The sequence below is a fragment of the Lentzea aerocolonigenes genome, assembly GCF_000974445.1.
Lineage (GTDB): Bacteria > Actinomycetota > Actinomycetes > Mycobacteriales > Pseudonocardiaceae > Lentzea > Lentzea aerocolonigenes.
On record NZ_BBOJ01000011.1, the window covers coordinates 315,596 to 338,341 of the forward strand.

At 69.0% G+C, this 22,746-nt stretch carries 22 protein-coding genes; 13 read left to right on the forward strand and 9 right to left on the reverse strand.

What is annotated here, in order from left to right; translation table 11 throughout:
* Positions 1-75: 75 nt before the first annotated feature.
* Positions 76-702: a TetR/AcrR family transcriptional regulator gene (locus AOM45_RS22635; protein WP_051782793.1), complete on the forward strand. Its 627-nt coding sequence runs from the start codon at positions 76-78 to the stop codon at positions 700-702.
* A gap of 15 nt (positions 703-717) precedes the next feature.
* Here AOM45_RS22635 and AOM45_RS22640 read toward each other — a convergent pair whose 3' ends face one another.
* Positions 718-1,776: a type III polyketide synthase gene (locus AOM45_RS22640; RefSeq protein ID WP_030465413.1), complete on the reverse strand. Its 1,059-nt coding sequence runs from the start codon at positions 1,774-1,776 to the stop codon at positions 718-720.
* A gap of 131 nt (positions 1,777-1,907) precedes the next feature.
* Between AOM45_RS22640 and AOM45_RS22645 the strand changes: the two genes are divergently transcribed.
* Positions 1,908-2,927, forward strand: a complete 1,020-nt coding sequence (locus AOM45_RS22645; RefSeq protein ID WP_030465414.1) for an aldo/keto reductase — start codon at positions 1,908-1,910, stop codon at positions 2,925-2,927.
* Here the strand turns inward: AOM45_RS22645 and AOM45_RS22650 are convergent.
* On the reverse strand, positions 2,920-3,288 hold the full coding sequence (locus tag AOM45_RS22650; RefSeq protein WP_030465415.1) for a MerR family transcriptional regulator: 369 nt from the start codon (positions 3,286-3,288) through the stop codon (positions 2,920-2,922). The two genes, AOM45_RS22645 and AOM45_RS22650, sit on opposite strands and share 8 nt — an antisense overlap.
* 52 nt (positions 3,289-3,340) lie before the next feature.
* Here AOM45_RS22650 and AOM45_RS22655 point away from each other — a divergent pair, with 52 nt between their 5' ends.
* The 9 genes from AOM45_RS22655 to AOM45_RS22695 all read left to right on the forward strand — a co-directional run bounded on the left by AOM45_RS22655 (position 3,341) and on the right by AOM45_RS22695 (position 13,499).
* Entirely contained in the window at positions 3,341-4,138 is a 798-nt protein-coding gene (locus AOM45_RS22655) for an SDR family NAD(P)-dependent oxidoreductase (RefSeq protein WP_035909013.1), read from the forward strand.
* 102 nt (positions 4,139-4,240) lie between these two features.
* Positions 4,241-7,831: a S8 family peptidase gene (locus tag AOM45_RS53650; protein WP_162185607.1), complete on the forward strand. Its 3,591-nt coding sequence runs from the start codon at positions 4,241-4,243 to the stop codon at positions 7,829-7,831.
* Positions 7,832-7,913: 82 nt separating this feature from the next.
* Positions 7,914-8,993 (forward strand): sensor histidine kinase, encoded by a 1,080-nt coding sequence (locus AOM45_RS22665; RefSeq protein WP_051782794.1) that lies wholly within the window; start codon positions 7,914-7,916, stop codon positions 8,991-8,993.
* Positions 8,990-9,655: a response regulator transcription factor gene (locus tag AOM45_RS22670; RefSeq protein ID WP_030465419.1), complete on the forward strand. Its 666-nt coding sequence runs from the start codon at positions 8,990-8,992 to the stop codon at positions 9,653-9,655. The genes AOM45_RS22665 and AOM45_RS22670 overlap by 4 nt, the downstream gene beginning before the upstream one ends.
* Positions 9,656-9,708: 53 nt before the next feature.
* A complete protein-coding gene (locus AOM45_RS22675; RefSeq protein WP_030465420.1) occupies positions 9,709-10,413 on the forward strand; it encodes an ABC transporter ATP-binding protein in 705 nt (234 codons plus the stop codon).
* A complete protein-coding gene (locus AOM45_RS22680) occupies positions 10,410-11,192 on the forward strand; it encodes an ABC transporter permease (RefSeq protein ID WP_030465421.1) in 783 nt (260 codons plus the stop codon). Before AOM45_RS22675 ends, AOM45_RS22680 begins: the two co-directional genes overlap by 4 nt.
* Positions 11,193-11,204: 12 nt before the next feature.
* On the forward strand, positions 11,205-11,843 hold the full coding sequence (locus AOM45_RS22685) for a hypothetical protein (protein WP_030465422.1): 639 nt from the start codon (positions 11,205-11,207) through the stop codon (positions 11,841-11,843).
* 71 nt (positions 11,844-11,914) lie between these two features.
* Positions 11,915-12,844 (forward strand): CPBP family intramembrane glutamic endopeptidase, encoded by a 930-nt coding sequence (locus AOM45_RS22690; RefSeq protein ID WP_051782795.1) that lies wholly within the window; start codon positions 11,915-11,917, stop codon positions 12,842-12,844.
* A 67-nt stretch (positions 12,845-12,911) separates the two neighbouring features.
* A complete protein-coding gene (locus tag AOM45_RS22695; protein WP_201780042.1) occupies positions 12,912-13,499 on the forward strand; it encodes a hypothetical protein in 588 nt (195 codons plus the stop codon).
* 15 nt (positions 13,500-13,514) lie between these two features.
* Here AOM45_RS22695 and AOM45_RS22700 read toward each other — a convergent pair whose 3' ends face one another.
* From AOM45_RS22700 to AOM45_RS22730, 7 genes are all read right to left on the reverse strand, one after another.
* Positions 13,515-14,087: a TetR/AcrR family transcriptional regulator gene (locus AOM45_RS22700; RefSeq protein ID WP_201780043.1), complete on the reverse strand. Its 573-nt coding sequence runs from the start codon at positions 14,085-14,087 to the stop codon at positions 13,515-13,517.
* Positions 14,074-14,904: an alpha/beta fold hydrolase gene (locus tag AOM45_RS22705; RefSeq protein WP_030465426.1), complete on the reverse strand. Its 831-nt coding sequence runs from the start codon at positions 14,902-14,904 to the stop codon at positions 14,074-14,076. Before AOM45_RS22705 ends, AOM45_RS22700 begins: the two co-directional genes overlap by 14 nt.
* 89 nt (positions 14,905-14,993) lie before the next feature.
* On the reverse strand, positions 14,994-16,223 hold the full coding sequence (locus AOM45_RS22710; RefSeq protein ID WP_051782796.1) for a wax ester/triacylglycerol synthase domain-containing protein: 1,230 nt from the start codon (positions 16,221-16,223) through the stop codon (positions 14,994-14,996).
* A 22-nt stretch (positions 16,224-16,245) separates the two neighbouring features.
* Complete coding sequence (pflA, locus tag AOM45_RS22715; RefSeq protein WP_030465428.1) at positions 16,246-16,977, reverse strand: pyruvate formate-lyase-activating protein; 732 nt, start codon at positions 16,975-16,977, stop codon at positions 16,246-16,248.
* Entirely contained in the window at positions 16,974-19,226 is a 2,253-nt protein-coding gene (gene pflB, locus AOM45_RS22720; protein WP_030465429.1) for a formate C-acetyltransferase, read from the reverse strand. Before pflB ends, pflA begins: the two co-directional genes overlap by 4 nt.
* Before the next feature lie 115 nt (positions 19,227-19,341).
* A complete protein-coding gene (locus tag AOM45_RS22725; RefSeq protein WP_030465430.1) occupies positions 19,342-20,187 on the reverse strand; it encodes a hypothetical protein in 846 nt (281 codons plus the stop codon).
* Positions 20,184-20,792: a hypothetical protein gene (locus AOM45_RS22730; protein ID WP_051782797.1), complete on the reverse strand. Its 609-nt coding sequence runs from the start codon at positions 20,790-20,792 to the stop codon at positions 20,184-20,186. Before AOM45_RS22730 ends, AOM45_RS22725 begins: the two co-directional genes overlap by 4 nt.
* Before the next feature lie 107 nt (positions 20,793-20,899).
* Here AOM45_RS22730 and AOM45_RS22735 point away from each other — a divergent pair, with 107 nt between their 5' ends.
* Complete coding sequence (locus AOM45_RS22735; RefSeq protein ID WP_156093577.1) at positions 20,900-22,015, forward strand: lycopene cyclase family protein; 1,116 nt, start codon at positions 20,900-20,902, stop codon at positions 22,013-22,015.
* 65 nt (positions 22,016-22,080) lie between these two features.
* Positions 22,081-22,746 (forward strand): IS701 family transposase (locus AOM45_RS22740; protein ID WP_236703798.1); only part of this gene is annotated, 666 nt, incomplete at its 3' end.

Below are 22,746 nucleotides of genomic sequence, written 5' to 3' on the forward strand. Positions count from 1 at the left end.
CTCTCCTGAATTCGACAGAACGGTGTTCCGGTCAATTTCGCCTTAGACTATCTCGTAAGGGGCGAAAGGAGAGATGTGGCCCGCACCTATCGCTCGCCATCGCGGGAGAACCGGGCTGAGCAGACGAAAGTCCAGATCTGCCTGGCCGCGATACCTCTCTTCTCCGAACAGGGGTATGCGGCGACGTCGATGCGCCAGCTCGCCACCGTCGCCGGCGTCTCCATGGACACGATCTACACGGTTGGGGGCAAGTCCGACGTGTTCCTCCGGGCGCTGGAGATCACGTTGAGCGGAACGACCGACGGCACAGCTCTGTACGCACGTCCGGAACTCGCCACGCCACCGCTGGGAGGAACGCTCGCCGACGCTCTCGCGCTCGTCTCCGCGACGCTGACGGACGCCAACCAGCGCAGCGCCGGCATGTGGTCGGCCTTCGTGGAGGGCGCGAACACCGACCCGGCGCTCGCGGTCGCCTACCGCAAGAGGATCGAGGACATGCGGGAGGAAGGCCGCCGCCTGATCCACCGCCTGGTGGAGTGGGGACTCTGCCGGCTTCCCGACGACGTCGACCGCACGGTCGACCTGTGCTGGGTCACCGCCCAGCACAGCACCTACACGTTGCTGGTGCGGGACTGCGGGTGGAGCCAGGAGGAGTACCAGAGCATGATGCTCGAGCGGTTCCTGGAACTGCTCGACCGGTAGTGCCGACAGCGGGCCTCACCAGCGCAGCAGCACCAGTTCCGAGCAGAAGCCGGGTCCCATCGCCATCAGCACACCCCAGTCCCCGGACCTCGGGGGTCGTTGGGTGAGCGTGTCGGCGAACACGTGCAGCACCGAGGCGGACGACAGGTTGCCGACCCGGTTGAGCGAGTTCCACGTCATCGCGAGGTGGTCGTGGTCCAGGCCGAGCGCCTCCTGGACGGCGTCGATCACCTTCGGCCCGCCGGGGTGGCAGATCCAGTGGGAGATGTCGTCGATCGCCAACGCGTGCGGTGACAGGAGGTCGCGCACGTCGTCGGCCAGGTGCGCCCGCACGAGGCCTGGCACTTCCGGGCCGAGGACCATCCGGAACCCCGTGCTGCCGACGTCCCAGCCCATCGCCCGTTCGGAACCCGGGTACAGGTGGCTCGCGGTGTCCACGACGTGAGGGCCTGTCGCGGCGAGGGGGTGATCCACGCCGACCGCCACCACGGCGGCGGCGCCGTCGCCGAACGGGCCGGAGGCGATCATGTTGGCGGCGCTGAGGTCCTGGCGCTGCAGGGTCAGCGAGCTCAGCTCCACGGCCACCAGCACCACTGCGGAACCGGGTGCGCCGAGGAGGATGTCGTGCAGGCGGGCCACCCCGGCCGCGCCGCCGACGCAGCCGAGTCCGAGGAGCGGTACCCGTTTGACGTCGGCCCGCATGCCGATCCGCGTCGCGATGCGGGCGTCGAGGGAAGGCACCGCGATTCCGGTGGTGGTCGTGGACATCACGACGTCCACGTCGGCCGGCTCGAGCCCGGCCGCGGACAGGGCACCCAGCACCGCATCACAGCCGAGGTCCACCGCCGCGGTCAGGAAGGCGTCGTTCGCGGCGGTGAAGCCGTCGAGCCCGACGTACTCCTCGATCGGCAGGGCCAGGTGACGGGTGGCGACCCGCGTGCTGGCGTGGAAGCGGTTCAGCAGGGCACGCGATGCCTTGTCGGGCTGGAACATTCGCGTCAGCTGGTCGGTGATCTGGGCCTGAGCGTAGGTGTGCGGGGGAAGGACGCCGTGGACTGCCGCCAGCGCGGTCATCGGGCAGCCAAGGCACTTCTTCTCAAGGGCGCGGACGTCATGCCTCGAACGTTAAGGTATGACGTTGGCGTCAAGGTCAAGAAGTTCTTCGGGGACGCCCGATTTCCTTGTTCCCAACGGAAGGATCTTCAATGGCACGGCTCGGCCGCTCCGGCTTCGAAGTGTTCCCGCTGGTCCTCGGTGGGAACACGTTCGGCTGGACCAGTGACGAGAAGGGCTCACACCGGGTGCTGGACGCGTTCGTCGCCGGTGGTGGGAACTTCATCGACACCGCGGACAGCTACACCGCGGACGTGCCGGGCAACTCCGGTGGAGAATCCGAGACGATCATCGGTTCCTGGCTGGCCGCCCGCGGCAATCGCGACAGCCTGGTCATCGGTACCAAGGTGAGCCGGCACCCCGAGTTCAAGGGCCTGGCCGCCGGTAACGTCAAGGCGGCCCTGGAGGCCTCGCTGGTCCGGCTGGGGACCGACCACATCGATGTCTACTACGCGCACTTCGACGACCCCAAGACGCCACTTGCCGAGACCGCCGGTGCGTTCGACGCGCTGCACAAGGCGGGCAAGATCCGTGTGGTCGCCTTGTCGAACTACACCGCGCCGAGGATCAAGGAGTGGCTCGACATCGCCCGCCGTGAGGGGTACGAGCCGCCGACGGTCGTGCAGCCGGACTACAACCTCGTGACGCGTCGCCGCTACGAGCGCGAGATCGCTCCCGTGCTGGCCGACGAGGGGATGGTGGCGGTGCCGTACTTCGCCCTGGCGAGCGGTTTCCTCACCGGGAAGTACCGCCAGGTCGGCGTTCATCGCAAGGCTTTGCCGTACTTCCAGCTGATCGGCGCTTTCCTCACCGGCAAGAACCGCAGGAACAGGCAGGAGTTCGGCGAGATCGTCCGTCGCGTTGTCGCCAGCCGGTACTTCACCGAGGAAGGGCTCGCTGTGGTGAAGGCGGTCGAGGACATCGCGTCCGCCAGGGGAGTGGACATGTCGACGGTGGCGATCGCCTGGTTGCGCGGGCGTCCTGGTGTCGTGGCCCCGATCGCGAGCGCACGTACCGTCGAACAGGTCTCGGCGTTGCTGGCGTCGGCGGAGTTCGAGCTCACCGCGGAGGAGACGGCCGCACTGGACGAGGTTTCCGCACGGGTCAAGTGAAGCTGCGCCTCGGTACCTCGTAGCCCTCGTTGAGATAGGCGTCCAGTCGCCGGCGACGCTCGGCGATGTGTTGTTCCTGTCGCACGAGTTCGTCACGGACCTGCCGGACGCGCGTCAGGAGTGCGGCGCAGTCGCCGGGCGGGTGCTCGTCTCGGGCGCAGGGCAGGATCTCGCGGACCACGTCGGAGGACAGGCCGGCCTGGAACAGGTCCTGGATGAACGCGACGATCTTGATCGACTCGGGAGCGTACTCGCGGTACCCGTTGGGCTGGCGCTCACTGGAGAGCAGGCCCTGTTGTTCGTAGTAGCGCAGTGCCCGGCTGCTGACGCCGGTCGCCTTGCTCAACTCTCCGATGCGCATGCCCCAGTCCACCTTGACCTTGACATGGACGTCAAGGTTTAGCGTCGATGTCATGATCACAGCAGCGCAGATGCGCGACAGGTTCGCCGTCGTCACCGGTGCCTCCACCGGCATCGGGTCGGCGATCGCCGAACGGCTGGCCGCCCACGGCGTGCACCTCGTCCTGGTCGCCCGCAGTGCCGACAAGCTCGAGGAAGAGGCCGCGCGGCTGAGCCGGCGCCACGGAGTGACCGTGCGCGCCCTCCCTCTCGACCTCGCCACCGCGGACGCGCCGACGCGGCTGGCGAAGACGTTGGCCGACGAGGAGATCGAGGTGGAGGTGCTGGTCAACAACGCCGGGGTCAGCGTGCGAGGGCCGGTGCTCGACGGTGACCCGGCCCGGTACCGGTCCTTGATCGACGTCAACGTCACCGCGTTGACCGAACTCACCGCTCTCCTGATGCCCGCGATGGTCGCCCGCGGACACGGGGCTGTCGTCAACATCGCGAGCACCGGGGCGTACGTGCCCGCGCCGCACCTGGCGGTGTACGCGGCGACCAAGGCGTACGTCCTCTCGTTCACCCAGGCGCTGTGGGCGGAGACCCGGGGCACTGGAGTCCGGGTGGTGGCGGTCAGCCCCGGTCCCACGAAGACGCCGATGAACGCTCGCGGCACGCGGACCGCCGAGGCGGTCGCGACCACCGTGTTCCGCGCTCTGTCAGGCAATCGACCGTCCGTCGTCGACGGCTACGCGAACAAGCTGACCGCCTTCGTGTTCGGCAAGCTGGCACCGAAGCGCCTCGCCCTGGCCATCGCGCGGCGAGTGATGACCAGGGCCGTGCCCCGGACCGGCGACTCGATTTCGTTGTGAGCGGCGAAAATCCCGGTTGTGAAGAGGTCATGAAGATCGCAGACACGGTGCGGCGCGCGCCCCTACGTTCGGGGACTCATCGATCCCGCTCGAAGGATGCGCATGTACAGAAAACGAAGCGCGGCGTTGGCGGCCGCGCTCCTGCTCTCCGTCGTGGTGGCGACGCCAGCGACGGCGAGTGAGGGTGCGCCGCAAGCCGCGGCCACGCCTGGAGTCGTCACGCTGATCACCGGCGACCAGGTGGTCGTGGCGGGTGACCGGGTCTCGTCCGTGCGGATGGCGAAAGGCCGGGAGCGACTGCGCACCTGGCGCTACCGGCTCGACGGCCACGACCACGTGGTGCCGGAGGACGCCGTCGCGGATCTCGAGGCGGGCAAGCTGGACCAGCGGCTGTTCGACGTGACCGGGCTCGTCCAGCAGGACTACGACGACCGGCACGAGCCCACCGTGCCGACGATCGTGACGAACTCCGTCGCGCGAATCCTGACTGCGGGCGTCACGGCGGTCGACATCCCGAAGACCGAGGCGGCGCAACGCTGGCGTGAGCGCGGCTCGGCCGGTGTCGCGGCCGCACAGGAGAAGATCTGGCTCAACGGCCGCGTCCGGCCCGTGCTCGACGAGAGCGTGCGGCAGATCGGCGCTCCGAAGGCGTGGCAGTCGGGGTTGCGCGGCGACGGGGTGAAGGTCGCGGTGCTGGACAGCGGGTACGACCGGGAACACCCGGATCTGAAGTCCGTTGTGGACTCTTCCGCGGACTTCACCGGTGAGGGCGTGCAGGACACGGACGGGCACGGCACCCACGTGGCCGCCACCATCGCGGGCAGCGGCGCGGCGTCGCAGGGGCGCTACCAGGGCGTCGCACCCGGCGCCCGGCTGCTGGTCGGCAAGGTGCTCGGCCAGTACGGCGGCAGGGAGGACTGGATCCTCAACGGCATGCGGTGGGCCGTCGAGCAGGGCGCCGACGTGATCAACATGAGCATCGGCGGCAGCGTCACCGACGGCACGGATCTGATGTCCCAAGCGGTGAACCAGCTCTCCGAGTCCAGTGGCGCGTTGTTCGTCGTCGCGGCGGGCAACAACGGCGCGCGTGAGTCCGTGAGCTCGCCCGCTGCCGCGGACCGGGCGCTCACCGTGGCCAACGTGACCAAGCGGGACGAGCTGAGCACCACCTCCAGCCAGGGACCGAGGCGAGGTGACTTCGGGCTGAAACCGGAGATCGCCGCGCCGGGCACGGACATCGTCGCGGCGCGGGCTGCCGGAACGTTCCCGGAGTACGCGGTGGGCGACAGGTACGCGCAGCTCTCCGGCACCTCGATGGCGTCCCCGCACGTCGCCGGTGCCGCCGCGATCCTCGCGCAGCAACACCCGGACTGGACCGGCGAGCAGATCAAGAGCGCCCTGATCGGGTCGTCCCAGCGCCTGCCGGGCATCTCCACGCTGGCCCAGGGCGCGGGCCGGCTCGACATCGCCCGCGTTGTCGCGCAACAGGTGCGGGCCGAGGGAGTGGCCGGGTTCGGCGCGGTGTGGGGCACGGCCGAGGCGACCCGCGAGATCACCTACGTCAACTCCGGGAGCACTCCGGTCACTCTCGCGCTGGACCTGGAAGTCGACCGCGAGGACGTTCTCTCGGTGGCGAAGTCGGTGACCGTTCCGGCAGGCGGTTCGGCGGTGGTCACCGTGACCGCGCGTCCGTCCGCGCAACCGGCGGGCGATGTCACCGGAGTTCTGCGCGCGCGTGGCGGCGACGTGGTGCTGAACACTCCGGTGACCGGCCAGTTCAACGGCGAGCGGCGGACGTTGACCGTGAAGGTCCCACCGAGGTCCGGCGAGACGTTCCAGGCGCTGGTCATCGCGCAGAACGAACGCACCGGCCAGGCGTACGCGGACTTCACTTCCACCTCAACAGACTCGGTGACCCTCACCGTGGCGAACGGCCCGTACCGGGTGTTCGGGCTCATCGTGGACACGGCGGGCAACGACACGATGTTCGCCCAGCGCGTGGAGATCTCCAAGGACACCAACGTCGACGCGAACACCGCAGCCGGAAAGCCGATCACGGTCGGCGTGGACGACCCGGACGCGCGGCCGCAGCTCGGTGGCGGGATCGGGCTCATGTCCGACCCCGACGAGTCCGGGCCGATGGAGTTCGCGGGCATTCTGCGCGGTGGTGTGCCCAGGGAAAGCGCCCGCCTGTACAGCGTCGCGGGCCCTCGGATGCGCGGCCTGACGTTGACGAGCCTCAGCTACTGGAACCACCCGTGGGCGCTGACGACGGTGACCGGGACCGGAGGCTTCGAGCTCGGGGACACGTACTTCCCGTGGACCAACGACTTCACCGGCACGCACACCGGCCGGCTGGTCGGCGTCGGTGAGGCGGACCGGGCGTCGATCGAGGCCGCCGGTGACGTTTCCGGCGCGATCGCGGTGATCACACCGAAGAACTGGGACGACCCGGTGTACCCGCCGGGGGAGCAGCTGATGGACGGCGTGAAGCTGCTGAAGCAGAAGGGCGCGCGGGCGGTGCTCTCCTTCTTCATGCCCACCAGCGACTCCGACCCGGACGCCGAACCCGAGTTGCCGACCGGCCTCGTCTACAACGCGGCGGAGCTGCGCCGCGTGCAGGATCTGATGGCGCAACGGACCGTGCAGGCCACGCTGTCCGTGCGCGCGAACAGCCCGGTGTCCTACTTCCTCGGTCGAGAGGTCAAGGGTGGTCTGCCCGGCGGGTACGACTTCAAGTTCGCCAGGGCGGGCCTCGGCCGGATCGAACGCAGGCTGATCGACACCATGCCGCCGAGGACGTACCGCTTCGGGTTCGCGTCATGGAGTCTCGGGCTGATGCGTGCGGGGGCGGAGGTGGAGTCGAAGTGGCCGCAGCGCCGCACCGACTACATCACGCCCGGTGTCGGGGTGCAGTTGGCCGACACCGGCGCACACCTGGACAACGAGGACCAGTTGCACGCGGAGATCACGTTGCCGGTGCAGCTCGAGGCGGGGGAGAAGCGGACCTCCCGCGTCTTCGCCGCGCCGTTCGGGCCGGAGCTGACCACGCCGCCGATCTCGCGACAGGACGGCAAACCGCTGCCGTGGGCGTACCGCACGCGCGACCGGATCAGCCTGACGATCCCGATGTTCTCCGACAGCGATCCCGCCACCGCCAGCTTCTTCACCCCGTTGCACACCGGGACGACCGTGTTGTCGCGCAACGGCAAGGAGATAGCCCGCGGTGACCGGCCCGCGCTCGGGACGTACGAGGTGCCTTCCGGTCCGGGGTGGTTCACCCTCACCGCCGAGGCCAAGCGGCCGCTCGGAAACCTCGACCCGGCACTGTCTCCCGCGGTGCGCTCGGAGTGGAGGTTCCACTCGCGGTCCAGCACGGCTGAGCGGACGGCGTTGCCGTTGCTCGACATCAGGTACGCGCTGAACCTCGACGATCGCAACACCGCGCACGGTGCGGTGAGCGGCACGGTGTCCGTCGCACATCAGCCCGGTGCACAGGCCGCGCGTGTGCGGTCGATCGGCGTGGAGGTTTCCTTCGACGACGGCGTCACGTGGCGCCGTGTCGAGGTCTCCGGAGGGAAGCTGGAGATTCCCGCGGGACCGGCGGGCTTCGCGTCGTTGCGCGCGACGGCCACCGACGTCCTGGGCAACTCGGTGACGGAGACGATCACCAGGGCCTACGCGGTGAAGTAGGGCCTGAGGGGCCTCACAGTCGCTGTCGACGCCTGTGACTGTGAGGCCCCCGGCACATCCGTCGCTCCGTAAGCTCGGTCGGGTGGTGTTCTCCAGGCTGCTGGTCGACGCGGGAGTCGCGGGGCTCTGTGTACTGGTGTTCTGGCTGCCTCGCGGCGCACCGCCGAGTGCATTGGCCGTGTTGGTCGTCGCCGGGGTGCTGCTCCGGTCGCGGTGGCCGGTCGTGGCGTTCGGGATGGTCGCGGCGACGACCCTGGCGGGAGCGCTTCTCGGCGTGACCTGGGATCCGTTCGTGGCCGCGGCGTGGACGCTGTACCCGGTGGCGGTCGCGCACGGCAGTTCCAGGATGTCGCGGGCCACGTCGGTCGCACTCGGATTGACAGTGGCCGCAATGCTGTCGATCGGGGTCACCGAACGGCAGGACGTCCTGCGGTACGTCATCGTGAGCCTGCTGGTCCTGGCCGGCACCTGGCGGCTCGGTGAGGCGGTCCGGCGGGAGCGCCAGGAGGCCGCGCACGCCGGACGGGCCGAGAGCGCTCGTGCGGTGCTGGAGGAACGGTTGCGGGTGGCGCGGGAAGTGCACGACGTCGTGTCACACTCGCTCGGCACGATCGCGGTGACCGCCGGGGTGTCAGCCCACGTCGACGCGGGTGACGCGGAGAAGCTGCGGAACCGGCTGACCCGCATCGAGCGGGCGAGCAAGGACGCGATGGCCGATCTGCGTGCGGTGCTCGGCACGGTCAGAGACCCCGGCACGCCTGCCGAACGGCGGCCACAGCCAGGAATGAAGGACCTCGCCGCCTTGGCCCAGCGGATGCGCGCCGCCGGCATCGAGGTGGCTCTCACCGTGCGCGGCGCGGACGGCTTGCCGACCGGCACCGGGCTGGCGGTGTACCGGATCGTGCAGGAGGGGCTGACGAACGCGGCCCGGCACGCCCCGGGCTGCCGTTGCCAGGTGACCGTGGACGCGATGGACGGCACGGTGATCGTCGAGGTCATCGACGATGGTGGAACACTGGTCGAGACACGTCACCACGAGAAGGGGTTCGGGCTGATCGGGCTGCGGGAACGGGTGGAATCACTCGGTGGAGAGCTGACGTTCGGTGTACGCGAGCAGGGCGGATTCACGCTGCGCGCGGTGCTTCCGGAGCCGGGCGCGTGAGCGGGCGGATCAGGGTCCTCGTCGCCGAGGACGACGAGGTGCTGCGTGGTTCGTTGTGCGAGCTGGTCGCCTCCGACGGATCGCTCGTGCTGGTCGGCGAGGTGCGTGACGGCGCGGAAGCGATCAGCGCCGTGCACCGGCTGTGCCCCGACGTGGTGCTGATGGACGTCCGAATGCCGGTGCTGGACGGACTCGAGGCCACCCGTGTGGTGTGCGCGCCGCCGGCAGCGGTGCGGGTGCTGATCCTGACGACGTTCGACCTCGACGAGTACGTCTACGAGGCGTTGCGCGCCGGTGCCTCCGGGTTTCTGCTGAAGAACGCCGGTCCGGAGGAGATCCTGCAGGCGATCCAGACCGTCCACAACGGACATTCGCTGCTGGCGCCCGAGGTCACAGGCCGGGTGATCGCGGAGTTCGCCAAGCGGCACCGCGCGGAACCCGACTTGGCGCGCTTCGCGGAGTTGACCGACCGCGAACACGACGTGGTGGCGGCGGTCGTGGAGGGCATGTCGAACGACGAGATCGCCACCGCGCTGTTTCTCAGCAGGGCCACGGTGAAGACGTACCTGAGCCGCCTCTTCGACAAACTGGGCGTCCGTGACCGCACCCAGTTGGTGATCCTCGCCTACGAGTCCGGGTTCGTGCACACGCTCCGGCGATAGGTGTCAACCTTTGGCTGATGCACTCCGGCACGGTGCGCCCGCAGGCTGGGGACATGATCGAAGTCTCCCACCTGGTCAAGCGGCACGGCCAGAAGGTGGCCGTGCGGGGTGTCAGCTTCACCGCGAGAGCCGGGCGCGTCACCGGTTTCCTCGGTCCCAACGGCGCCGGCAAGTCGTCCACTCTGCGCATCCTGCTCGGTCTCGACTCGGCCGATTCGGGCACCGCACTCATCGGCGGCAAGCCGTACCGGGCGTGGCGGAACCCGCTGCGAACCGTGGGTTCGCTGCTGGAAGGCAGTGGCGCACACCCGTCGCGGACCGCGCGCGGGCACCTGTCGTGGGTGGCGGCGAGCAACGGCATCTCGAGGACTCGCGTGCCGGAGGTGCTGGACCTCGTCGGACTCGGCGACATCGGCCGCAAGCGGGTTGGCGGGTTCTCACTGGGCATGAACCAGCGACTGGGACTGGCCACCGCCTTGCTGGGTGAACCGGAGGTGCTGGTGCTGGACGAGCCGGTGAACGGTCTTGACCCACATGGCATTCGCTGGTTGCGCGAGTTTCTGCGGTCCTTCGCGGCGGACGGCCGGACTGTGCTGCTGTCGAGTCACCTGATGACCGAGTTGGCGAGCACCGCCGACGACCTGGTTGTGATCAACAACGGCTCGATCGTCCACAGTGGAACAACAGCTGAGGTGAGTGAGGGACACGCGTCCCTGGAGGACGCCTTCTTCGCGCTCACCGGCGGGGAGGACCGATGAGGCACCTGAGTGCCGAGCTGCGCAAACTCGTCTCGCTCCGCGCGTCGCTCGTCGCCGCGGGACTGTGCTTCGTCGCGGCACCGGCGATAGCCGCGCTGAACGGGAACTCCCTGCGCACCCGTCTCGCCGCGGGTGACACCAGTCTGCTGGACCACCGGGCCGTCGCCGAGGGCGGGTTCGAGGCCGTGATGTTCGCGGTGATCGCCGGCATCGTGCTCGGTGTCGTCATCATGAGCAGCGAGTACACCGCCAATGCGGGCGATGTCGGTGGCGGCAGGCAGATCCTGGCCACGCTGACCAGCGTCCCCCGGCGAGGCTCGCTGCTCGTGGCGAAGGCCGGTGCGCTCACGCTCGTGACCGTGCTGCTCTCGTCCGCCACGATCTTCACGGGGATCGCCGTGGGGCAGGCACTGCTCGGCCAGTTCGGGCGTTCGCCGTGGCAGGTCGTCGGCGAACTCGGCTGGCGACTGCCCGGCGCCGTCTTCTACTGCGTCTGCACGGCGCTGATCGCCTTCGCTGTCACCACCATCACGCGCAGCGGCGTCGTCCCCCTGATCGTGCTCATCGTCAACGGCTCGCTGGTGTCCGTGTCACTCCTGCTGTCCAAGGTCACGTCGTGGGCGAAGTTCCTCCCCGACGCCGCCGGAATGCCCCTGTTCGCACGCGGAACCGCGTTCACAGAACAACTTCCACCGGTGGTGGGAGCAATTGTGCTGACGGCGTGGACCGTGCTCGGTCTGGTGGTGGGCGTGGTCACCTTCGTCCGCCGCGACGCGTGAGCGGGAGGCATCATGAGCAACGCCCTTCGCCACGTCTTCGCTGCCGAGCTGCGCAAGCTGGCCACACTGCCTGCGGTGCACAGCACTGTTGCGATCACGGTCCTCGCCACACCGGCTCTGGCTCTGGCAGCGGGATTCCGCGCGGTGGAGTACGGCCGGCTCGGCCTCATCCTGCTCGGCATCCTGACCGCGGCGGGTGAGTACAGCGGAAGCCAGCTCCGCACCAGCCTGTTGAGTGTCCCGAACCGGCCATTGTTGTTGTCCGTAAAGGTCCTCGCCTACCTCGCCGTCGCCACCCCGACGACGCTGCTCACCGTCGCACTGTCCACAGTGGCCGCTGAGGAGCCTGGCGCCGCGCTACCCGGCACCACCGTCTACCTGGTCGTGATCGGACTCCTCGCCCTCGCCGTCGCCGTGTTGCTGCGCAGCGTCGTCGGCGCCGTCGCGACGTTGGTGACGTTGGTGTTCGTGGTGTCCCCACTGCTGGCGGCGGCCACGGACGTCGCCGAGTACCTCCCGGACCGCGCGGGGGCGAGCCTCTACCGGCCGGGTGTCCTCTCCGCGGGGGAAGGGGGTGCGGTGATGGCTGCGTGGCTCGTGATCACGTTCGCGGTCACCGTGATCACGTTCACCAAGCGAGACGCGCGGTAGAGCAGGCTCCACCCCGAGAACGGCCCTTGACTGCACTGACTCCGGCAAGATCGATTCCTAGTCTTCCGACCATGACTTCGATCCCTGTCGCGGACTCGGGCCGCATCGCTTCCAGCGGCTGGCAGGCGCTGGTCCAGCGCTTCCCGCTGATCACGTTCTTCACCCTGGCCAACGGCATCAGCTGGCTGGCCTGGGTGCCCTACATCCTGTCGCTGGACGGGTTCGGCGTCCTGCAGTTCCGGTACCCGGACCTGTTGATGGGCAACCAGCTCACCGCGATCCTGCCCGGCGCGTACCTCGGCCCGCTGACCGCCGCGTTCACCGTCACCGCCGTTACCGAGGGCCGCGAAGGTCTCCGGCGGTGGCGCAAGCGGCTCTTCCAGTTCCGCGCCGGCGTCCTGTGGTACGCGTTCGCTCTGTTCGCCGTCCCCGTGGCAGTGCTGCTCGGCACTCTGGCGGTGACGGACGGCGAAGGCTTCCGGGCGCCCTCGCTGATGCTGCTGGCCGTCTACGTGCCGATGCTGGTGCTGCAGTTCTTCACGACCGGCCTCGCCGAGGAACCCGGCTGGCGTGACTTCGCCCTCAGCCGCCTCCAGCAGCGCCACCAGCCGATGATCGCCACGTTCGTCCTCGGCACCCTGTGGATCATCTGGCACCTGCCGCTGTTCCTCACCCCCTGGGGAGGCCCCGACGTCACCGCCGAAACGCTCGTCCGCTTCGCCGTCATGGCCATGGAGATGAGCTTCCTGATCACCCTGGTCTACAACAAGGGACGCCAGAGCCTGCCCCTGGTCATGCTGCTGCACTGCTCGATCAACAACTTCCAGTCCGTCGCCTTCGCCGAGTTCTTCCCCGATGCCGGCGAAGAACTGCTCTGGGGCCCCGTGCTCGGCCTCGGCGTGCTGAGCCTCGTCGTCATCGTCGTCACCAAGGGACGGCTCGGCTACACCGGTGGCGTCGACACGGGAAAGTCGGGTGTGCCGAGCGCCCAGACCGTGTAACCCTGGCGATGTGCTGCTGAAGTTGACGGGGTCGAGTTGTTCGGGCAAGTCCACACTCGCCTTTGCCGTGGCAGACCGGCTCCGCGACGTCGTCGTCCACGATTTCGACGAGGTCGGTGTGCCGCGGGACCCCGACCCGCACTGGCGCCACCGCAACACCGAGCTGTGGGTGCGCCGCGCACTCGAGTACCAGGAACGCGGACTGGACCTGCTGCTGACCGGACAGTCCCCACTGGGCGAGGTCCTGGCGGCTCCCTCCGCACCGGAGGTGGACGGGATCGCGCTCTGTCTGGTCGATGTGGACGACGAGATCCGGCGTGCCCGGCTCGCTCACCGCGACTCCGGCCGGTGGGACTCCAAGGCGGTCGACGCGTTCCTGGGCTGGGCCGCCTGGCACCGCGGACACGCCCGAGATCCTCGGCACCTCCCCGAGGCCATCACCAACGGCAGTGCCCCGGACATGGCCTGGCACCGCTGGATCGACTGGACAGCAGGCGATCCGCGGTGGAGCACCCACGTCGTCGACACCACCGACGAGCCCGTCTCCCGGTCTGTCGACAAGATCGAACAGTGGGTGGTCGACCAGCGTGCCGCACACCGATCCGGCCGGCTTCCCCTGACGCCCGGCTGGGTCGGTGGAACGCACTCCGGATGACGTCGGCCGGACCTGTCACGCGGCTTGGCGGAGGCCTTGGTCGATCAGGTCGATGAGCCACTCGAAGCTCTCGCCGACGTCGGTGGACCACTGGAAGCCGCCGGTGGCCTGGAGGTCCGCGAAGCCGTGGAAGAGGCTGCGCAGCGCACGCAGTGCGTGGGTCATCGTCTCCGGAGAGATGTCGTATCCCCGGAGGACGGCTTCGAAGGGACCGAGTCCGCGTGAGGCGGCGATCGCGACCGGGTCGCCGGGACCGATCGGGGTCAGCCCGAGAGTGGCGGCGTAGCGGCCGGGGTGGGTGAGCACGAAGTCGCGGAGCGCGTGTGCGGCGGCTGCCAGCGCGTCGCGTCCCGCGCGGCCCTGGGTGGCCGTGCCGATGGCGTCGGCGATCTCGGTGTGGGCCAGGGCCGCGATCCGGCGGTTGAGGTCGTCCTGGCCGGCGATGTGCTTGTACAGGGACGGGGTGCGCACTCCGAGTCGTTCCGCCAGCCTGCCCATGGTCAGCTCGGTGAAGCCGATCTCGTCGGCCAGTGCGGCACCGGCTGCGGTGATCGTGTCCGTCTGCAGGCCCGACCTAGGCACGGACATCGGCCAGGAACGTCAGGATCGCGGCGAGAGTCTGCTGGGGGAACTGGACGTGCGGGTAGTGCCCGGCACCCTCGATCATCTCCAGCTTGCCCAGGCCGGCCGGGAGATCGGCGATGACGGCCTCACCCTCCGCCTGCGGCGAGGCCCAGTCGGGATCCTGCGTTCCCTGGACGACGAGTACCGGGCAGGTGACGTTGGCCAGCTGCTCGCCGGCGTCGGCGGGGGAGGTCTTGCCCATCGCCTGGAGGACCTTCATGCGTGCGGGCTCGCTCAGCATCGCGGTGATCTCCGCCAGCCGGGCGTCCCAGTCCGCCGGCTTGGCGCCGGGGTAGGCGATGTCCAGGTACTTGGCCCACTGGTTGGTGCTGCCGAGAACGGCGGTGCCCAGCAGGCGAGTCATGCCGCGGCGGTAGCCGCTCACCCGCAAGTCGGACAGCCGAACCTGCTGCTTGCGGGTGAACGGCGCGAGTTCGACCAGTGCGGTGACCAGTTCCGGTGCCTTCGCCGCGGCGATCGTGACCGCGCCGCCGGAGATGGAGTGGCCGACGAGCACGGCGGGCCCGCCGAGGTGCTTCACCAGGGCGATCAGGTCCTGCGCGAGATCGGTGCGGGTGCAGGAGGACCAGCCGGCACTGGACTCGCCGTGGCCGCGCAGATCCGTTGCGGCGACCCGGAATCCTGCTTCTACCAGCGCGGGGGCGAGGAACCGGTAGGCCTTGCGGCTGTCTCCCATGCCGTGGGCGAGAACGACCAGAGGCCCGGTGCCGGTCACCTCGTACGCGATCGTCCCGCCGTCGACGTTCAGGAACTCGGTCATCACTGTCTCCACGCGGTCGCTTGGCTAATGGGATTAGCTAAAAGCTATCATGATTAGCCAACGCGTCAAGCCCCCTCTGCCCGGCGCCGTCAGGGCGAGGCGGGGATTCCGAGCAGGTCGAGTTCCACCTCCAGTGCCTGGGTCAGTTCGGGCAGGTCGGGTACGTGATCGGGGTCGGCGACCACCGTGACGGTGAACGTGTCGTTGTAGGAGAGGGCTGCGAACGCCACGGTCACGTTGCCGGTGGTGGCGGACAACGGGATGAGGCCGGTGATCGTCGCGCCGCCCAGGTGCATGGGGTGATCGGGCCCGTGCACGTTGGTCACGACGGTGTTCACCATGCGCTGGTGGTTCATGAACCAGTCCGCCACTCCGAACGCCTTCAACGCGCGGAAGATCGGGGTGGCTGACGTGACTGATTTCTTGTGCGACCTGGTGATGGCGGCGATGCGGGTCAGTCGTGACCAGTGATCACCCCCGGTCGGCAGCGCGACGGGCATGACGCCGGTGCTGTTGCCGAGGTGAGCGGCTGTGGTCGAGCGGCGCGTCGAGACGGGAATCGAGACGACCAGTTCCTCGATGTTCTCACCGCGTTTGGCCAGCACCGTGCCCAGCGCGCCCGTGACCGCGGTGAGCAAGGCGTCGTTGACCGTGCCTCCGCAGCGGTGTGCGGCGGTGTGCAACCGGGAGACGCTCGCTCGTGCCATGGTCTGCTGCCGTCGTGGACCGGTCGGTTGGTTCAGGGAGCTGCGCGCGCCGAGTGACGGCCGCTGCAGTCCGGGAAGCGAGAAGTGCCGAGGCAGCCTCAGCCACGCGTCCGCGGCCAGCTCACGGCGGGTGGGCGCGGGAGCGGGAAACGCCGCGGTCTCGGTGGGAGGTGCTCCGTCGACCAGGTTGGCCAGCACGGCGAGGCCGCCGATGCCGTCGGACAGCACGTGGTGGAACACCAGGACCAGCGCCGCTCTGTTCTCCGCCAGTCCGGTGACCAGCGTCGCGGACCAGAGCGGTGACGAGAGGGGCAACGGACGGGTCACCAAGGAAGAGGCGATGCCAAGCAGCGCTGCCTCATCGCCGGGATCGGGGCAGACCACCTGGTGCACGTGCTTGGCGATGTCGAACTCGGTGTCGTCGACCCAGATGGGACGGCCGCATCCGAACGGTGTCGCGACCAGCCGCCGGCGCAGTCGCGGAACAGTGCGGATGCGTTCCGCGAGCAGGGATTCGACAGTGCCGGGATCTCGTTCGAGCACGATCACCGCGCCGACCTGCATGCCCGAGTCCAGCGACATCACGTCGTCGGAACTTGCCCGGTCGATCAACGGAACTCCTCGTCGTCGGACGTCAGTGCACCGGCACTCCGCAGGAGGAGAACTGGTGGCGAACCCGCTGGATCAGCGCGGTGTCCGGCGTGGGCACGTTCTCCAGGGGAAACGGGATGCCGAGCCCGGCGTACTTCGGCGCGCCGAGTTTGTGGAACGGGAGGACCTCCACGCGCTCAACGGTGTCGAGGGTGCTGACGAAAGACGCGATGCCCTCGACGTTGTCGACCGCGTCGGTGTGGCCGGGAACGAGGACGAACCGGATCCACATCGGCTTGCCCGCGGCCGACAACCTGCGGGCGAACTCCAGCGTCGGTGTGACCTCGCCGCCGGTGACGTGCCGGTAGACGACCGGGTCCCAGGACTTGATGTCGAGCAGCACGAGGTCGGTGTCGGAGAGGAGCTCATCGGTCGCTCGCGCGCCGAGGAATCCTGAGGTGTCGAGGGCGGTGTGAAAGCCGAGTTCCTTGGCGCGGTGGAACACGGCGGCCGTGAAGTCGGTCTGCAGCAACGGTTCTCCGCCGCTGATGGTCATGCCGCCGCCGGCGACCTCGATGAACCGGCGGTACTTGGCCATCTCCGCCGTCACGTCGTCGACGGTCATGCGGTGGCCGTCGCGCATGTGCCAGGTGTCGGGGTTCTGGCAGTACAGGCAACGCAGCGGGCACCCGCTCAGGAAGAGCACGAAACGGGTGCCCGGTCCGTCGACCGCGGTCGAGACGTCCCAGGAGTGGACGGAGCCGGTGGTGCTCACAGCGACTCGTGGAAGGTGCGGTTGATGACGTCGCGTTGCTGTTCGGGCGTGAGCCGGATGAAGTTCACCGCGTAGCCCGACACCCGGATCGTGAGCTGCGGGTGGTTTTCCGGGTGTGCCATGGCGTCGAGCAGGGTTTCGCGGTTGAGGACGTTGGCGTTGAGGTGGAAGCCGCCGGCGTCGGTGTACGCGTCGAGCACGCCGACGAGGTTGGTCACCTGCTCGTCCGCGGTCTGTCCGAGGCCGGCCGGTGTGATGCTCGCGGTCAGCGAAATACCGTCCTGCGCCTGCTCGTAGGGGAGTTTGGCGACGGACAGGGCCGCAGCGACGAGGCCGTGCTTGTCGCGGCCGTTCATCGGGTTGGCGCCGGGTGCGAACGGTTCGCCCGCGCGCCGGCCGTCGGGGGTGTTGCCGGTGTGCTTGCCGTAGACGACGTTCGACGTGATCGTGAGGACGGACTGGGTGTGCACGGCGCCGCGGTGAGCGGGATGCCGCCGGACCTTCTTCATGAAGGACTCGACGAGTTCCACCGCGATGGCGTCGGCGCGGTCGTCGTTGTTGCCGTACTTCGGGAAGTCACCTTCGACGGCGTAGTCGACGGCGAGGCCGGTCTCGTCGCGGATCACGCGCACGCGGGCGTGTTCGATCGCCGAGAGGCTGTCGGCCACGACCGAGAGCCCGGCGATGCCGCAGCCGAGCAGGCGTTGGACGGGGTGGTCGTGCAGCGCCATCTCGATGCGTTCGTAGGCGTACTTGTCGTGCATGAAGTGGATGATGTTCAGCGCTTCGACGTAGGTCTTGGCCAGCCAGTCGGTCATCCGGTCGAACGCGGCGCGGACCTCGGCGGGGTCGAGGTACTCGGAGGAGATCGGTGGGAAGGCCGGCGTCACCTGCACGCCGGACACCTCGTCACGGCCGCCGTTGATCGCGTAGAGCAGGGCCTTGGCGAGGTTGACCCGGGCTCCGAACAACTGCATCTGCTTGCCGACGCGCATGGCGGAGACGCAGCAGGCGATGGCGGTGTCGTCGTTGAAATGCGGCCGGATCAGCTCGTCGTTCTCGTACTGGATGGAGCTCGTGTCGATGGAGACCTTGGCGCAGAACCGTTTGAAGCCCTCCGGCAGGCGCGGGGACCAGAGCACGGTCAGGTTGGGCTCGGGCGCGGGGCCGAGGTTGTTCAGGGTCTGGAGGAACCTGAAGCTCGTGCGGGTGACCAGCGGGCGACCGTCGCAGCCCATGCCGCCGATGGACTCGGTGACCCACGTCGGGTCGCCGGAGAACAGCTGGTCGTACTCCGGTGTGCGGAGGAACCGCACGATCCGCAGCTTGATCACGAGGTCGTCGACGAGTTCCTGAGCCCCGCTCTCGGTCAGCCGGCCCTCGTCGAGGTCGCGCTGGAGGTAGACGTCGAGGAACGTCGAGGTGCGGCCCAGCGACATGGCGGCACCGTTCTGCTCCTTCACCGCGGCGAGATAGGCGAAGTAGAGCCACTGAACGGCTTCGCGGCCAGTGGTGGCCGGCCCTGAGATGTCGAAACCGTGGGAAGCGGCCATCTGCCGGAGCTCTTCGAGCGCACGGAGCTGCTCGGCGACCTCCTCGCGATCCCTGATCACGTCCTCGGTGGACCACAGTTCGTCGAGGGCCGCGCGTTCTGCCTTCTTCGCGGCGACCAGCCGATCGATGCCGTAGAGCGGAACACGGCGGTAGTCACCGATGATCCGGCCGCGCCCGTAGGCGTCGGGGAGCCCGGTGATGATGCCTGCCTTGCGGGCGCGGAGGATCTCGGCGGTGTAGGCGTCGAAGACACCGTCGTTGTGGGTCTTGCGGTAGCGGGTGAAGATTTCCCGCACCTGAGGATCGAGCTCGTAGCCGTAGGTCCTGAGACCGGACTCGACGATGCGCAGCCCGCCCTGGGGCATGATCGCGCGCTTGAGCGGAGCGTCGGTCTGCAGTCCCACGACGATCTCGTGGTCGCGGTCGATGTAGCCGGGTTCGTGCGCGGTGATCGACGACGGCGTGTGCGCGTCGACGTCGTGGACGCCGCGGGCGCGTTCCTCGACGAACATCTCGCTGAGCCGCCGCCACAACGCGGTCGTGCGCGGCGTCGGGCCGGCCAGGAACCCGGCGTCGCCGTCGTAGGGGGAGTAGTTGGCTTGGATGAATCCGCGCACGTCGATCTGGTCGCACCACGGCCCGTCCCGGAATCCGCGCCAGGCGGTGTTGGTCGTGAGTTGCGCTGTCGCCGTCATCGAAGCTGCGCCTTCCTCTGCTGCGTCAGGGGTTCGTCCCGGCTTCATGCTTCTCGTCGTGGTCGCCGGTACGCAGGGGCCGCGGACCTGTCGTGCGGGCGCCGAAGGTCCCGGGTCACTCCCAGAGCGCGGGGCGCAGCCAGCCCGGAGCCGGGTCGGCGAGTTGCCGGACGCCGCGCCACAGGATCGTTGTGCAGACGGCGATCACGACGGCGAACAAGCCCGCGACCGGCCAGTCGGGACGTTGGTCGTGGAGGAGCAACGCGATCGCCATGGCCCAGATGGCGAGGCCGAGCGTCAGAATCTTGATGAGCACGACGGCACCGAGCACCGGTGCGGCCACGTGACCTCGGACGAGCGCGACACCGGTGGCGGTGATCGCGGGCAGTGCGATCGCCAGGTCGAGCACGTAGACCGGGTACGGCAGCTCACCGATCCCGATCGTGGCGGGAAGGCCGCCGCCGATGCTGGGCACGATGTCGGAGAGCCACAGGCCGGCGAACGCGACACCGATGACGATCAGGAACCAGCCCGTGCGCACGTGTCGGCCGAGCGATACCCGGCGAACCTCGATGCGCGGGATGCCGTCGACGAGTGCGGCCAGCGAAAACATCACCGCGACCACGTAGAGGAGGAACGTCGAGTTGTGCGGCACCCCGAAGGCGTAGATGACGTAGGTGTAGGCGACGTAGCCGAGCAGCCCGAGCCACAGCAGGTGTGCTGGTAGCGAGCCCGTGCGACCGCGGTGGCCCGCCCAGACGAACACCGGGACGATCGCCAGGGTGAGAACGTCCTGGGCCATCGATTCGAGCTGCAGCACGCGGTCCAGCCGGTAGGCGCGTTCGGAGAGCAGTCCGTAGAGCGTGGCGGCCACGAGCACGCCCGCCAGCGACCAGGTGGCCAGGCTCGTCCACAGCGGCCTCAGCCGGGCGGTCGCGGCGGTGGCCGGCGCGGCAGTCATGTCAGCTTCCGGGCCAGGAGGCGGACCAGAGCGGCGCCGGTGATCGCGGCCATCGTGGCCGCCATCAGCAGACCGCCTACGGCGCCGATTCCGACGATGAGCGCGGTCTGCTGGCCGGGTTGCCACAGGGGAGTGGTGAACGCCGTGAACACGATCAGCCCGCCGCACCAGGCCACCGCGTTGGCCCACACCCACGTGAACGCCCGGCCGACGTGGTGGCGGAGCACGAGCCACTGGCCGATGCCGATGGACAGCAGGACTCCCGCGCCGGCCACCGTCGCGAGCGGAAGCAGCACCCCGAGCGGCAACGTGCGAAGTGGTTCGCCGTAGTGCACGGCGAGCATGGCGACGGCCCAGGCGAACCCCGCCGCCAAGGCGGTGACGCCGATCCAGTCTCCCGGCTTGAGCTCGCGAAGGGAGCGGCGCAGGACGAGCCACTGCGCCGCACCGAGCACCGCGCCCTCGGTGATGCCCGCGAGAACGAGCAACGGTTCGTACGACGTCAGCGCGCCGGTGATCGCGGGGGCGAGGAAACCGGCGAACTCGCCGGCGGTCACCCAGAGGAACCAGGTCGTCCACGTGCTGGTCGTCTGCTTGGTGCTCATGGCTCAACGGTGCGACAACGGCGTTGGCGCGCGCAGGGACGAAGGTCCTCACATCGGCGGGCGCAATGCCGTTTCCCGTGCGACCGGCCGGCGATGAGAGTGGTGGGATGACGCGCATCGTGATCGCCGGCGGAGGGATGAGCGGGCTGAGTCTCGCGGCGCACCTCGCTGTCGCGGACCACCGGCATCCCGTGGTCGTGATCGATGACGGCAGTCGTCCGCTGGACACCACGACGTGGGCGTCGTGGAGTTCGAGGCCTGGTCTGCTCGACGCGGCGGCCAGCAGGTGGTTCGACAAGATCCGTGTGCACGTGAACGGCCGCACCACCGTGCTGCGGCTCGGCAGGTACCGCTACCGCGTTGTGCGGGGCGCCGACCTCGCCGCTGTGGTCCGGAGGTACACCGATCCGCTGCGGCACTTCACGTACGAGCACGGACACGTCGACGGTTTCACCGACGGCGGACTGACCGTGGACGGACGTTTCCTGCGCGCCAGGTGGGTGTTCGACAGCGTGATCGGGCCGGAGGAGGAGTCGCCACCCGACGGCGAGCTCGTGTTCCGCGGCTGGCGGGTGGCGAGCGAACGAGCGGCGTTCGACCCGGAGATCCCGACGCTGTTCGACTTCCGCACCTCGCAGGCGCACGGGGCGAGCTTCGTCTACGTGCTGCCCGACGACGCTCATCACGCGTTGGTCGAGCACACCTCCTTCGTCGCTGCGGGAACGCCACCGGACGAGACCGCGCAGAAAGAGGCGCTCGCCGAATACCTGGAGGAGGTCGCCGGCACGGGCCACTACGAGATCGACCGGGAAGAACACGCGGTCCTGCCGTTGCGCGCGGCACCGCCAACGCGGCAGCACGACCACGTGCTGACGATCGGCGCACGGGGCGGGCTGCTGAAAGCCTCGACGGGCTTCGCCTACGAGCGCGTGCAGCGGGACAGCGCGGCGATCGCGGAGTCGATGCGGCGGCACGGCCACCCGTTCGACCTGCCGCGGGCACCGGCGAGGTTCAGGCTGTTCGACGGCGTGCTGCTCGACGTCGTCACCCGCGAACCGGCGCAGCTGGAGCGGGCGTTCGGCGCGTTGTTCCGCTACCGCACGGCAGAGCCCGCGTTGCGCTTCCTCGACGAGGAAACCGTGGTGCCGCAGGAGCTGCAGTTGTTCGCGGGCATGCCGGCGGCGACGTACCTCGCGGCCGCGCGGCACCGTCTCACCCGCTAGTAGTGCTTTGTTAGGTCTCGGCGTGTCGTAGGGGCGCGGGACAGGCTGGGCGATTCACTGTCCCGGTGACCCCTGATGAGCTTGCTCATGTGCGGCAACGCCTGGAGGCCTTCGCGGCGGAGGTGTTCGAGCCCTTGGCCCGGTCCGATCAACGGGCCAAGGGTGAGACGTATCTGCGTGGGTTGCTGCTGGACGGGCAGCGCAAGTCGATGCAGCCGATGGCGGAACGTCTGGGAGTGGATCACCAAGGGCTGCAGCAGTTCGTGACCACCTCGACCTGGGACACCGACGCGGTGCGAGTGCGACTGGCCCGGCGTGCGGTGGAGGCGATCGGTCCGGTGGCCTGGGCGGTCGACGACAGCGGCTTCCCCAAAGACGGCACGAGTTCACCGGGTGTGGCCCGGCAGTACTCCGGGACCCTGGGCAAGGTCGCCAACTGCCAGATCGGGGTCAGTGTGCACGCGGTCACCGACACCGCCTCCTGTCCGCTGGGCTGGCGGTTGTTCCTGCCGGAGTCCTGGGACACCTCCAAGGCCGGTCCGGCTGCGGTCAAGGCGGCTAAAGCCAAGCGACGCAAGACACTGAAGAACGCGCCACGAGCCGCCGCGGCCGGCGAGCGGGCCGAGATCGAGGTCGACGTGGAGGCGGTCACCGAGACCGCCAGGACGCGGCGCGACCGGTGCGGGATACCCGACGAGGAAGGACATCGTCCGAAGTGGACGCTGGCTGTC